The sequence below is a fragment of the Parabacteroides leei genome (assembly GCF_023369805.1).
Lineage (GTDB): Bacteria > Bacteroidota > Bacteroidia > Bacteroidales > Tannerellaceae > Parabacteroides > Parabacteroides leei.
In genome coordinates this window covers 118948-132912 of the sequence record NZ_JAMBQG010000015.1, presented here as the reverse complement: position 1 = coordinate 132912, position 13965 = coordinate 118948, and the positions used below count along the sequence as shown (strand labels likewise).

The following is a 13965-nucleotide window of genomic DNA, read 5'->3' as shown; positions in this document are numbered from 1 at the left end:
CCGATATGAATAATTATGAACTATATACAGGATTGATCCTTCTACTGCCTCTGGCAGGGTTTATCACCTTGTCGCTGGCCGGTAAACGGTTCACTCCACGTGAGGCCGGCATACTGGCTACCCTGTTACTGGTACTGACCGCGTTACTGTCGTGGATAGTGGCTTATGGCTATTTCTTCGAGTTCGGCAAGCAGGCAGGTATTTACCAACCCTGCCGGCTAATGGATTTCGAATGGTTACCTTTCACCGATACGCTTTCGATCAATGTGGGCATAACCCTGACACCGATCATTGCGATGATGTTGGTCGTTATCCCGACCGTGTCGCTATTTGTCCACCTTTACAGCACCGGCTACATGAAGGGAGAAGAAAGGTTAGGGAGTTATTTCGCTTACCTGCAACTGTTCACCTTCTCCATGCTGGGGTTGGTGATGGCATTCAACATCTTCCAGGTTTACTTCTTCTGGGAATTGGTCGGCGTCTCTTCCTTCCTGCTGATCGGATTTTATTTTAAACTGCCTGCCGCTATTGCAGCTGCGAAGAAGGCCTTTATCGTCACCCGCTTTGCCGACCTGGGGTTCCTGATCGGTATCCTGATGCTTGGCGCGGGAGCCGGTTCGTTCGACATCGAACAAATTATCAGCCGGCTCACCGATCCGGGATCGGCTTACCTGACGGCCTTTACAAACGGCTCCTTTCTCGGCTTTTCTACATTGACATGGGCACTGCTCCTTGTCTTTGCCGGAGGTGCGGGTAAATCGGCAATCTTCCCCTTGCATGTATGGCTACCGGATGCTATGGAGGGTCCTACACCAGTCAGTGCCCTGATCCATGCAGCTACGATGGTCGTTGCCGGTGTCTTCCTGGTGGCACGGTTGTTTCCGGTTTATGCCATTTCGGCTCCGGCAGCATTGGAAGTGATAGCCATACTCAGTGCTTTTACGGCTTTGTTTGCTGCAATAATAGCTTGTACACAGACCGAGTTAAAAAAAGTGCTGGCTTATTCTACGATCTCACAGATCGCCTATATGTTACTGGCACTGGGTGTTGCCGGATGGGGCAAAGAAGCGGCCGAAGGATATACAGCTTCGATGTTCCATTTATTTACGCATGCATTCTTCAAAGCAGCTCTTTTCCTCTGTGCCGGAGTTATTATCCACATCGTTCATTCGGGAAAACTGGAAGATATGGGAGGGCTGCGAAAGAGCCTGCCCATTACACACATCGCTTTTCTGTTGGCGGCTTTGTCTATCTCCGGATGTCCGTTCCTGTCGGGTTTCTTCAGTAAGGAAGCGATTCTGGCAGCTGCATGGACAAGCCATCCGGTCTTATATGTTGTCGCTCTGGTCACCAGCGGACTGACTGCTTTCTATATGTTCCGCATCTATTTCCTTGTCTTCTTCAATAAGAAAGCAACGGAGGAAAAAGCACATGAACCCTGGCAGATGGCTTTACCGCTGATCGTACTGACCATCGGTACTGTATTTGCAGGATATATTCCTTTCGGCGAGCTGGTCAGTGCCGATGGGATACCGTATAAGCTACACGTAAGTGTCTTGTCGAGTCTTTTACCTGTATCTGCCGCGCTGATCGGGATTCTGGCAGCAGCCTCATTCTATGCCGTACGCAATGACCGGCCGGCTGCGTTTGCAAAGGGCCTGGGGGGCTTTTATCAATGGGCCTACCATAAGTTTTATATAGATACCGTGTACTTGTTCTTCGCCAAACAGGTGATGGATAAAGGATTCGGAGGCCTGTTCTCTTTTATAGACACCCGTGTCATACAGGGAACTCTTAACGGACTGGCGGAAGGAAGCTATTCTTTCAGTGTGCTGATCAAACGGATGCAATCCGGCCGTATCCAGACATACGGCTTCTTCTTCCTCGGAGGTATTCTTTTGATGGCCGTATTACTAATCATTCAATACATTTGATAAAATGGACTTACTAACGATACTTTTACTTATACCCGGTATTACGCTCGTCCTGTTATTCCTCGCCAGGGGACAACAGGCAGTCCGAAAGACAGCCATGGCCGGTGGAGCCGTACAGTTACTCTATACAATCTTCCTCGCCTATCGTTTCATACAGGAAAAGGTCGCGACAGGCAATACAAGCGGGTTACTCTTTAATGACTCGTTCAACTGGTTCGAACCGCTGAACATCAATTTCAGCTACGGGATCGACGGTATCTCGCTGCTGATGATACAGCTTACCGCACTGGTCGTATTCAGCGGCATACTGGTCTCCGGGAATATCCGGGAACAATCCAAAGAGTTTTATGTCCTACTTACGCTGCTGGGCTTCGGGGCTTACGGCTTCTTTATAGCAACAGACTTATTCATGCTTTTCTTCTTCCTGGAGATCGCTGTTATCCCGAAATACCTGCTTATCGGTATCTGGGGATCAGGTGCACACGAAAAGAATGCCATGAAACTGGCACTGATGCTGATGGGTGGTTCAGCACTGGTCTTTATCGGCATTGTCATGCTCTACTTCTTCAACGGGGATGTCTCCGGCCATTTCACCTGGAATTTGCAAGAGCTGGCTCAGACGCATCTGCCTGTATATTACCAACGACCGTTGTACCTATTGACCTTTATAGGCTTCGGTGTATTCACAGCTCTCTTTCCTTTTCATTCCTGGGCTCCGGACGGTCACTCATCGGCACCAACTGCCGCCTCTATGTTCCTGGCAGGCGTTTCTATGAAGTTGGGAGGATACGGATGTCTGCGGGTAGCCACCTTCCTATTTCCCGAAGCAGCCGACGAATTATCATGGATATTCATCATTCTTGCTTCAACCGCTATCCTATATGGGGCCATCGTTACCTTAAAACAAAAAGACCTGAAGTATATGAATGCTTTCTCGTCTGTCAGCCACTGCGGATTTGTCATCTTAGGTATTGCAATGCTTACCCGCACGGCTATCACGGGAGCAGTGATGCAAATGGTTTCACATGGAGTAATGACAGCCCTTTTCTTCGGTGTGATCGGTATGATCTACCAACGTACACATACCCGGCAGATCAGCGAACTGGGAGGAGTGCTTTATCAGGCTCCGTTCATCGGTTCCACCTTCCTGATCGCCGGACTCTGCTCACTGGGGTTGCCGGGGATGAGCGGTTTCGTTTCCGAAATGACGATCTTCGTCGGTTCCTGGGAACGAGCGGGGATTTTCTACCGGGTCGCAACTTTAATAGCCTGCTCATCTATCGTGATTACAGCCGTATATATCCTGCGGGCAGTAGGCTCGGTTATCTGGGGAGAAGTACGCAATAAGGCAGTCAAAAACATGACAGATGCAACCCCCTCAGAGAGACTCGCATCAGTCCTGCTGATAGCTGCTATCTTCCTGATCGGAACATGTCCTTTTTGGGTGATTCGTTTGATCGACAGCGACAGTCTTGTTATTGCTCAACGGTTACTGACACAGGCTTTTCAATATTAACTTATAAAACAAAAGATTATGAGTATCGAACTCTTCACCATATTACGATTTGAACTGATAGTATGTGTCCTGATCTTTCTTCTGTTGGTCATGAAACTGATGGATGCGGATAAATCGTGTAAACAACTGCTGTGGACGGTCAATATTCTCCTGTTCATTAATTTTGCAGCCAGTTTCTTGCATATTCCGACAGCGACATTATTCAATGGGTTCTTCCGGACCAACGACCTGATCGAATTAGAGAAAACGATCCTTAACCTGGGTGTTCTGCTAATCCCTTTGCTGGCTTCCCGCTGGCTCTACAAACATGCAGAGATCAGCATCGAGTTTTATATCCTGATGCTTAGCAGCTTGTTAGGTGGCTTTATTACATTGTCGAGCGGCCATGTACTGATGTTGTATCTGGGAATAGAGATTTCAACCATTCCTATTGCTGCCCTGGCAAACTTCAATAAGCATGAACGACGTTCGTCGGAAGCAGGCATTAAGTTTATCCTCTCTTCCGCTTTTTCTACAGGAATGCTTTTATTCGGGATATCCTTACTGTATGGAGCTTACGGAAACCTTGGTTTCGACTACCTACAGGCAAACCTGGCTCCCAACTTACTGACGCTGCTGGCTTTTGCCTTTATGATGGGCGGCTTCTTCTTCAAGATGTCGGCAGTTCCATTCCACTTATGGGCAGCCGATGTGTACGAAGGTGCACCGATGGCTGTCACCAGTTACCTGTCAGTCGTATCCAAATGTTCCATCGTATTTGTTTTCGTATCCATCCTGATGACTGTATTCCAGCATTTGTCCGGCGAATGGCTTGAGATTATATCGGTAGTAGCCATCCTGAGTATGACAGTCGGTAACTTGTTTGCCATGCGCCAGCAAAATCTGAAACGTTTACTGGGATTCTCCTCCATCTCACAGATAGGATTCGTATTGGTAGGTATTACAGGTAACAGTATCCTGGGACTCGATTCCACCCTCTACTTCATGCTGATCTATGTACTGAGTAACATCTGTTTCTTCGGTGTACTCGGAGCCGTTGCCGATGCGACAGGCAAAGAAGATTTGAATTCATTCAAAGGCTTCTACCGCACAAATCCGTTCCTGGCTTTAATGATGGGGGTCAGTCTGCTTTCACTGGCGGGTGTACCTCCCACTTCCGGATTCTTCGGAAAGCTGTTCCTGCTGGCCTCCGCCATGGGTGACAGGATGTACATCCTGATTCTTTTTGCAGGAATCAACCTCGTACTTTCGCTTTATAACTATCTGCGTATCATCAAATACATCTTTATCGATACGCCTGAAGATCGGTTATGCGTCGGCAGGACAAAGGTAATGACAGCCACACTGATGTTTTGCTGCATTGCCATTCTTTGTATCGGATTTATCTCTTCCGTTTACCAGTATATCGACTGGGCAGGAAGGTTGACATTCTAATGTATTAAAAAAGAAAAGGCTGATAAGGATACGGACAAACTCCTTATCAGCCTCATTATGCCTAAAAATATGTCTCTTCCCTATACGAGTAAATCATAAATAGTTTATATTTACAGCAGGAAACAAATATATTAGTAACCACCTAATAGACTATTTATGAAACGGATTCTACTATTTTGCCTGATCTGCATTATGCATTCATCCGGCCTCGTTGCCCAGATAGACAGTACACAGTTCCTGTTAAAAGGTTTTCAGGATGGATATGTATTTTATAAAGACGGACGGCAATTCCGTGTCCCAATGAATTACAGTCTATTAATCAAAAAATTCCTGTTTATCGATCAAAATGACAATAATAATATAAAAGAATTCCTGGAACCGGAAATGGTTGCAACAATCAAGATCGGCGAAAGAATCTTTCTTCCGACCAAAGACGGAGCTACGGAAGTATTGCAAATGAACCCTCCTATTTTTGTCCAATATAGAGGCTCGATGCGTTGGGAAGGGAAAAACGTCGGATATGGCGGACGGTCCGAGACCTCAGCCGTAGACTCATACTCAAGCTTCCAGTCCGGAAATACCGTACATAAACTGGAAACGGAAAAACTGATTTTAACCCGGATCGATAAGATATTCCGGATCGAACGAAATGGAAAGCAATACCGTTTTATCAATGAAAAACAATTCCTGAAAGCCTTTCCGGAAAAGAAAGAAGTCTTGAAAGAGTATATCAAAAAGAATGATTTCGACTTTAATGCGATAGATGATGTCTTACAGGTATATAACTATGCTACTGCTCTTTAGACAGCGGTAATATAAATACAAAACATGCACCGGCAGTATAGGAGGCATCTATATAAACTTCTCCCCCCAAACGGGTGGAAATTGCTTTACATATTGGTAAACCCAGACCGGCTCCCTGTTTAAAATCATTCACTTTTTCAAACCGGTCAAAAATAATCTTTCGCTTATCCAACGGAATGCCACATCCTGTATCGCTGACAGAGAAGCAAATCCTCTTATTTATCTCATCCACCTTATAATCCAGACGGATCTCTCCTTCTTCCGTAAATTTGGCAGCATTTGTCAGTAGATTCATTAGCAACTGTTGCAAACGAAGCGGATCGGTACTCATAAAATAAGGAGCATCAGAACAGGTGAAAACAATTTTTACTTTCAGATTAACCCGATGCCGCATCGCATCCAATGCATGCCGACAGCATGCATGAATATCAACTACCTGATAATATAACGTAAAATTATCAGCCTCTAAACGGGATAGGTCAAGCACATCACTAACAAGATTCAACAACAAATCTGAATTATTATTGATGATCTGTATATATTCTGTCCGCTCCTCTTCCGACGAATCGGCCAACAAACCGGTAAAACCAACGATCGCATTCAAGGGTGTACGTATCTCATGACTTACATTGGCAATAAAATTACTTTTCATCCGGTCTGCATTTTCAGCCTTTTCCCTTGCAAATTCCAGATTACGATTTGTCTCCTTTAAGACTTCTTTCTCATGCTCCAGCACATTTTTCAAGCGATGTATACGCAAAGAATATCGTATTAAAAAGATAAGTAAGACTGCCAAAATACTGGAAAACACAACCAACAGGATTAATTGAACCTGTTTATTTTTCAACTCCTGTTTCTGAATTAAAAGAACTTGCTCTTGTTTTTCACGCTCATTTAATTGTCGTAAAGAGCGAAGTTGATCTACCTGGGACAAATAGGCGTTGAGTTTTTTCTCTTTATAAACATTCAACAATTGCCGGCTGGTTTCCAAAACGGATTTCTTATCCCCATTAGCTTTTAATATATTGATTTTCAGTTGAATAACTTCATCATCTCCTTCCTCGATAGGTTTAAGTTCCCAAAGAGCTTGGTCATACTTTTTTATCATAAAGTAGTAATGCCCCATCGCAAACTTATTAATTGCCCATACGAATCCACGTAACGCATCTTTATAAAGCACCTGCTTCTGAATGGCTTCAACTGCTTCTTCTTTTTTACCTTGTAAAGAGTACATCCATATTCTGTATGAATACAGAAAACAACGAGAATATCTGGAATCATAACTCGATACATTTGCAATCGATTCTATCTTTATCAAAGTCTCCTCATAATAATCCAATAAAAGTTCTGCTTTGGTGAATTCCGATTGATAAATATAAGTCCGTACCAGACTTTCTGCCACCTGTAACTTATATCCTAACTGATTGTCTTCTTTATTCAGAAGAGATAAACAAGTTTCTAAATTTGAGATCGCATCCTCGTATCGTCTCGACAACATATAGATCAAGCCTAAATTCTCACTGGATAAAATCAGCCCTCTTATACTACCTGTCTTTTCCGCTAATAGGCGCTGACTGACAGCAATACTCATTGCCGATTCCAACCTGAAGTTTTCACCCGACATATATACACGACACAGATAGTTATATACTTGGAATTGATATTCGACAGCCCTGTTATCTTTTTGCCCTATCGAATCGAGCCTATTGGCCCAAAACACCAAACTGTCAACATCTTTCTTAATGGCATAATATTTACTAATGGAACTCATTGCACGATAACAACAGTCAAGAGAGTCCGCTTGATTTGCAACCTCAATCAGCTGTTTCCAATAGGTTACCTCTTCCTGTTTTCCTGTATTCAGTATAGCCAGTTTTTGTAAAACTTCGATTTTTTCATTCGCGTTATTCAGCTTTGATAAAACATGCAATAAACTATCCTGGTTTTGCTGCAAAACAGCACTTGCTTCAGATGCCTGGATTCGCCAGACGGTCAGAAAAAGAAGCAAGACAGTGATCATCAAGCAATCAATTATGTTAATCTCTGTTACTTTCATTTGTCATCTGCATTTCTGAAAAAGGTAACTCAAAAATAAAACGGGCTCCTTGTGTATAAAGCGGGTCGAGATACAAGCGACCTGCAAAACGGTCAGAAATAGCTCTGCAAATAGACAAGCCCAATCCAGCACCTTGTTTGAATTCATTCAACTTTTGGAAGCGATTGAATATTATTTTCTGTTTATCAGGAGGAATGCCGCAACCGGTATCCGTGACGATGAACTTAATCAAACGACCAGCCTCATCCACCTGATAATCCAAATGTATTTCTCCCTCTTCCGTAGATTTCGCCGCATTCGTCAACAAATTTACCAGTAATTGTTGTAAACGGAGCGGGTCGGTACTCATAATATAAGGCGCATTTGAATAGGTAAAAACAAGATTTACACCGGGATTCACCCGATGCCGGATGGTAGTCAGCGCATGTTGACAACACTCTTGAATATCAACTTCCTGGTAATGTAACATAAAATTATCGGCCTCCAGGCGGGATAAGTCAAGAACATCGCTAACGAGGTTCAATAGCAGTTCTGAATTATTATTAATGACCTGCATATATTCGGTGCGCTCTTCTTTGGTTGAGTCACCCAACAGACTTGTAAAACCAACAATAGCATTCAAAGGCGTACGTATCTCGTGGCTGATATTCGCAATGAAATTACTTTTCATTTTGTCAGCCTTTTCTGCCCGTACTCTTGCTACTTCCAGATTTTCATTAGTTCTCATCAATGCTGATTGTTCCTTCAAAAGGATATTCTTTAATTTCCGGGTACGAATTAAATAACGAAACCAGAATAAAAGAGATAAAAACAAAATGAAGGCAAAAATAATTAATGCAATTAATTGTGAATGTTTATTGTCCAGCTCCTTCTGTTGCAAAGAAAGCTTTTGAATTGCTTTATCATCTTCATTTGACTTCTGAATAGAACGAAGTTGATCAATCTGTTTTATATAAGCTTGCTTATTTTGAGATTTTCTAAAATTCAAAAACTGCTGATAGATATTTAAGGCCTCCTGCTTCTTCCCCATTGCCATATAAATAGCCGCTCTTAAGTCGAAAACCGGAGCTTCCAGATCGGTTTTTTCATTGATAAACTCCAAGGCTTTCGGATAATCTTTCAATAGATAATAATAACTTGCCATTGCCAGATTATAAGCAGGTAATATGTAAGATTTAGATATATACTCTTTATGCGGTTGCAAGCGTTTAATAGCCGCTTCAACCTTTTCCTGTATGCCAATTTCGGAATAAAGTCTTATCCGATAAGTTTCCAAAATAGCACGAGCCTCACCTGCACGATAAGTTTTATACCTTGCCTTATCACTTGCTTCAATTTTTGATAGAACATCTTCATAATCATTCAGTGCCACTTCAGCCTTCTGATACTCCTTCAAATATAAACAGGAACGAATCAGACATTCATTCACCTGCACTTCATAAATATATTCATCTCCTAACTGCTTTAATATAAAGATACAATTCGCAAATGCTTTAGCAGATTTTTCAAAGCACTCGGTAACCATATAAATTAATCCCCAGTTTTCATTACAACAAGCAAGCCCCAACTGGAAGTTTGCTTTTTCCGCCCAAATTTGCTCTTTAACAGCCTCATTCATTGCCAGCTCAAACTCTCCCCGAATTACATATAAACGACAAAGTGCATTATGTGTTTGAAACAAATCTAACGGATACTCTTTACGAACGTTTGTAATAGAATCAAACTTATTTACCCAATAAACCAGTGTATCTAACTCATAAATATTCGTATAATAACGACTTATGTAGTATAGTGCTTCATAACTTTTGTTTATGGAATCTGCTTTGCAGGCCATCTCATACATTTTTATGGAATAGAGTCCCTCTTCGGGGGTATATCTTGATAATAATATCAAATCGTAGTATATTCCAATCTGTTGAGCAGGTTGTTCTGTTTTTGAAAGAAGTCCCAACAGACTATCTTTCTTGTGCTTCATAGGATCACCTTCGTTAGCCTTCAATAACAATGTACTAAAGAACGAACAGAGTAAAAAGAATACCTTAAAGGCTTCCCTTTTCCAAATAACTATTAAAGTAATTCTTTTCATATTACTTTAACCTGCCAGTGGAAGTTTAAAAACAAACCGGGCTCCTTTTATATAAGATGAATCTATTGAAACGGAGCCACCTAAACGACGAGCAATTTCACTACATATCGGTAATCCCAGACCTGCACCTTGTTTAAAATCATCCACTTTCTCAAATCGGTTAAATATAGAGTCCTGTTTTTCCAAAGGTATACCACAACCGGTATCAGTTACAGAAAATATAAGCTCCTGAGACTCCTTATCTATTCTGTAATCCAGATTAATTTCCCCTTCTTCCGTATACTTAGCGGCATTAATCAATAAGTTTGCCAATAATTGCTGAAGCCGTGAAGGATCCGTACGTAAAATTAGGGGGGTATCCGGATGGGTAAAAGTCAGTTTAACACCTTTAGCCAACCTATGGCTAATCGAACTTAAAACTTCCTGGCCACAACTCCGGACATCCACATCCTGGATGTCCAATGTAAAATTGTCCGCTTCCAGTTTGGACAAGTCCAATACATCGTTAACCAGTTTCAACAATAAATCGGTATTTACATTAATAATATTGATAAATTCTGCCTGTTCTTCTTCCGTCACGTCATTCAACAGAGCGGAGAAGCCTACAATGGCATTCAACGGAGTACGTATCTCATGACTAACATTGGCGACAAAAGTGGTCTTCATCTGATCGGCCTTTTCTGCCTTCTCTTTTGCCACCTGCAAATATTCCGTCGACTCTTTCAATGAAAGTTGCTCCCTTTCAAGTACATTTTTTAATTTCCTTATCTTCAATGCATAACGAACAACTCCGATCAGGAGCACGATCAAGACACATACAAATATCAAGGATGCAACCAGCAACTCCTGTTTATGAGCAATCTCTATCTTCTGGCTTTGCAATAACTGTGTTTGCTTTTCCTTTTCAATCAACTCATGCAAAATACGTAACTGGTCGATCTGACGTGTATAAGCCGATATATTCAAATTTTCTATATATTTCAAAACCTCGTCATACGTCTCAATAGCTTCGTCCAACTTCCCTGCAGCCACCAACACCTTGATCTTTTCTTCTAAAGGCTCTAATGAATAGTCTACCGCCAGTGTTTTATTTACATACTTCAGGGCCAGTGGATAATTACCTATATAATAATAATAACGAGTCATAGCAAGGTAATAAACAGATGTATAACCGGGGGCATACGTTTCGTTCATATACAAGGTAGCTTTTTGAACCATCTCAACAGCCTTCTCCTTCTGACCTTTTGCAACATAGCAATTCAGGTAATATGAATAAAGCATACAATAAGAAGCCTTTTCAAACGTCCGATCATCCAACGGATTTGCCAGAAGAATACCTTTCTCCAATACGGAACTATAAAAATCGAGCATTACCTCCATCTTATCCAACTCATGTATGTGTAAATAGGCTGCAGCCAGATAAGACATAATCTGGACTTCCCATACAGGTGCATCTTTTTTCTCTTTCAACAATGCCTGACTCTTCTCTAAAGGAGGAATTGCTTCCTCATCACGTCCGATCATCAGATAAATCAATCCTATGTTTTCATTACAGGCTATGATTCCATTTTTATAACCGAGATCTTCCACTTCACGCAAAAGATTGACTGCCTGATTCATCGCTATCTCATACTCTGCATTTGAAATATAGTATCGACATACGCAATCACGCAGATCAAACGAGGCATATTTTAGTTCATGATGTTTATGAGCAATAGAATCAACCGTTGCCAAAGTAGATAATATGCTATCGAGCTGATTCGAATTACAGTAATAATGTCCCAAGGAAACAGATGCTTTGCAGAATGCATCGATAGAATCATTCTCTAAAGATACTTTCATAAGCATCTTCAGATATTTCTCTTCGTTGGAGGTTGATTTATTTAAAAAGACCAATTTACGGTACAATTCGATTTGTCCGCCCGGATCTGTTGTATTATCCAAAACATAACACAAACTGTCTGTCATTTCATGATACCTGTCATTATCCGCCTTTACACAGCATAAATTAAAGCAAAATAAAATTAACAATATAAATACATATTGACTACAAGCTCTTTTTATCTTCATACTAGTGATGACGGTACATTTTTCAGACAAATAAGCTACAATGATCGTAAATAAAAATGAGACAGGCAAGTTTTCCATTGAAAAGAAAAGGCGATATATTAATATACATCGCCTTTACCCAATAATATTTTATTTCGAATTAACGTCCTTGACGTTTGCGCTCTGTTTCATCCAAAATAACTTTACGCATACGCATATAGTTCGGAGTTATTTCCACATATTCGTCGGCCTTGATATATTCCAAAGCATCTTCCAAACTGAAAACAATAGGAGGAGCCAATGATACTTTATCATCTGAGCCGGAAGCACGCATATTGGTCAACTTCTTTGATTTCGTTACATTAACAACCAGATCACCATCTTTAGTATGCTCACCAACTACCTGGCCGGCATAAACTTCTTCCTGCGGAGAAATAAAGAAACGACCGCGGGACTGCAGGTTGTTCAATGCGTAAGCAAATGCCGTACCCGTTTCCATTGCGATGATCGAACCATTGCTACGACGCTCAATCTCACCTTTCCATGGTTGATATTCAAGGAAACGGTGTGCCATGATCGCTTCACCTGCGGAAGCTGTCAGAACAGCATTGTTCAAACCGATAATACCACGTGAAGGGATATTGAATTCAAGATGCATACGATCGTTCTTGCTTTCCATCATGGTCATCTCCCCCTTACGCTTTGTTACCATATCGATAATACGGCTGGAAGATTCTTCCGGAAGATTGATAGTCAGCTGTTCAATCGGTTCACATTTTACACCGTCGATTTCTTTGATAATAACCTGCGGCTGGCCAACCTGCAATTCGTATCCTTCACGACGCATCGTCTCGATTAATACAGACAAGTGAAGTACGCCACGACCGTACACCAACCATGAGTCGGCAGAGTCGGTCGGAACTACGCGAAGAGCCAGGTTCTTATCCAACTCTTTCTGCAGACGTTCGAATATATGACGTGATGTTACGAATTTACCATCTTTCCCGAAGAACGGAGAGTTGTTGATAGTAAACAACATAGACATTGTCGGTTCATCGATAGCAATGGTGGGCAGTGGTTCCGGTTCGTTGATATCCGCAATCGTTTCACCGATCTCGAATCCGTCGATACCAATCACGGCACAGATATCTCCTGACTGTACCGAATCGACTTTCGTACGACCCAGTCCTTCAAAAATATCCACTTCCTTAATTTTAGATTTCACCATTGAGCCGTCACGCTTACAAAGCATCACATCCTGTCCTTCTTTAAGTTCGCCACGGTGAACACGTCCTACGGCGATACGTCCTACATATTTGGAGAAGTCCAACGATGTGATCAACATCTGGGGAGTACCTTCCAATACCTTGGGTTCCGGTATATGTTCAATGATAGCATCCAGTAATGCGAAAATATCTTCAGTAGGCTTCTGCCAGTCTTCCGACATCCAACCTTGCTTGGCTGAACCGTAAATAGTAGGGAAATCCAACTGTTCTTCCGTTGCATCCAGGCTGAACATCAGGTCGAATACCATTTCCTGTACTTCCGACGGACGGCAGTTAGGTTTATCTACCTTATTAATAACAACGATCGGTTTTAAACCTAATTGAATTGCTTTCTGAAGAACAAAACGTGTCTGGGGCATCGGACCTTCAAAGGCATCCACCAATAACAGGCAACCATCGGCCATGTTTAGTACACGTTCTACTTCACCACCGAAGTCGGCGTGACCCGGGGTATCAATAATATTGATTTTGCAATCCTTATAATTAATAGATACATTCTTTGCGAGAATAGTGATACCTCGTTCCCGTTCCAGATCATTATTATCCAGGAACTGATCCGGCTCTGCCTGTCCTTCACGGAAAAGCTTACCGGCTAATAACATCTTATCCACAAGCGTCGTTTTGCCGTGGTCTACGTGCGCGATAATCGCGATGTTTCTGAGTTTTTGCATCGAAGACTAATTTATTGGCTGCAAAAGTACGATATTTTTACGATATGTATGTGATATTCATGTTGCAAAATATAAAAAAGACGATGAAAATTGTTGCCAGACAAAAAAGTTATGCATATCTTTGTCGCC

At 42.0% G+C, this 13965-nt stretch carries 8 protein-coding genes; 4 read left to right on the top strand and 4 right to left on the bottom strand.

What is annotated here, in order from left to right; translation table 11 throughout:
* Positions 1-5: 5 nt before the first annotated feature.
* From nuoL to M1P97_RS19220, 4 genes are all read left to right on the top strand, one after another.
* Complete coding sequence (nuoL, locus tag M1P97_RS19235) at positions 6-1934, top strand: NADH-quinone oxidoreductase subunit L (RefSeq protein WP_249389927.1); 1929 nt, start codon at positions 6-8, stop codon at positions 1932-1934.
* 4 nt (positions 1935-1938) lie between these two features.
* Positions 1939-3450 (top strand): complex I subunit 4 family protein, encoded by a 1512-nt coding sequence (locus M1P97_RS19230; RefSeq protein WP_249389926.1) that lies wholly within the window; start codon positions 1939-1941, stop codon positions 3448-3450.
* An 18-nt stretch (positions 3451-3468) separates the two neighbouring features.
* Positions 3469-4884, top strand: a complete 1416-nt coding sequence (locus tag M1P97_RS19225) for an NADH-quinone oxidoreductase subunit N (RefSeq protein WP_249389925.1) — start codon at positions 3469-3471, stop codon at positions 4882-4884.
* 156 nt (positions 4885-5040) lie between these two features.
* Entirely contained in the window at positions 5041-5688 is a 648-nt protein-coding gene (locus M1P97_RS19220; protein ID WP_195374763.1) for a hypothetical protein, read from the top strand.
* On the opposite strand, the gene M1P97_RS19215 is transcribed toward M1P97_RS19220, so the two are convergent.
* The 4 genes from M1P97_RS19215 to typA all read right to left on the bottom strand — a co-directional run bounded on the left by M1P97_RS19215 (position 5675) and on the right by typA (position 13836).
* Positions 5675-7744, bottom strand: a complete 2070-nt coding sequence (locus tag M1P97_RS19215) for a tetratricopeptide repeat-containing sensor histidine kinase (RefSeq protein WP_249389924.1) — start codon at positions 7742-7744, stop codon at positions 5675-5677. The genes M1P97_RS19220 and M1P97_RS19215 overlap by 14 nt on opposite strands.
* Positions 7725-9830 (bottom strand): tetratricopeptide repeat-containing sensor histidine kinase, encoded by a 2106-nt coding sequence (locus tag M1P97_RS19210; RefSeq protein ID WP_249389923.1) that lies wholly within the window; start codon positions 9828-9830, stop codon positions 7725-7727. The genes M1P97_RS19215 and M1P97_RS19210 overlap by 20 nt, the downstream gene beginning before the upstream one ends.
* 6 nt (positions 9831-9836) lie before the next feature.
* Positions 9837-11798 (bottom strand): ATP-binding protein, encoded by a 1962-nt coding sequence (locus M1P97_RS19205; RefSeq protein WP_249389922.1) that lies wholly within the window; start codon positions 11796-11798, stop codon positions 9837-9839.
* 241 nt (positions 11799-12039) lie between these two features.
* Positions 12040-13836 (bottom strand): translational GTPase TypA, encoded by a 1797-nt coding sequence (typA, locus tag M1P97_RS19200; protein WP_195374767.1) that lies wholly within the window; start codon positions 13834-13836, stop codon positions 12040-12042.
* Positions 13837-13965 lie beyond the last annotated feature (129 nt).

What these genes read in the sequence shown, in the direction of transcription:
- M1P97_RS19220 (WP_195374763.1), top strand. Translation starts at nt 5,041, where the DNA reads ATGAAACGGATTCTACTATTTTGCCTGATCTGCATTATGCATTCATCC.
- M1P97_RS19225 (WP_249389925.1), top strand. Translation starts at nt 3,469, where the DNA reads ATGAGTATCGAACTCTTCACCATATTACGATTTGAACTGATAGTATGT.
- nuoL (WP_249389927.1), top strand. Translation starts at nt 6, where the DNA reads ATGAATAATTATGAACTATATACAGGATTGATCCTTCTACTGCCTCTG.
- typA (WP_195374767.1), bottom strand. Translation starts at nt 13,836, where the DNA reads ATGCAAAAACTCAGAAACATCGCGATTATCGCGCACGTAGACCACGGC.
- M1P97_RS19215 (WP_249389924.1), bottom strand. Translation starts at nt 7,744, where the DNA reads ATGAAAGTAACAGAGATTAACATAATTGATTGCTTGATGATCACTGTC.
- M1P97_RS19210 (WP_249389923.1), bottom strand. Translation starts at nt 9,830, where the DNA reads ATGAAAAGAATTACTTTAATAGTTATTTGGAAAAGGGAAGCCTTTAAG.
- M1P97_RS19230 (WP_249389926.1), top strand. Translation starts at nt 1,939, where the DNA reads ATGGACTTACTAACGATACTTTTACTTATACCCGGTATTACGCTCGTC.
- M1P97_RS19205 (WP_249389922.1), bottom strand. Translation starts at nt 11,798, where the DNA reads ATGACAGACAGTTTGTGTTATGTTTTGGATAATACAACAGATCCGGGC.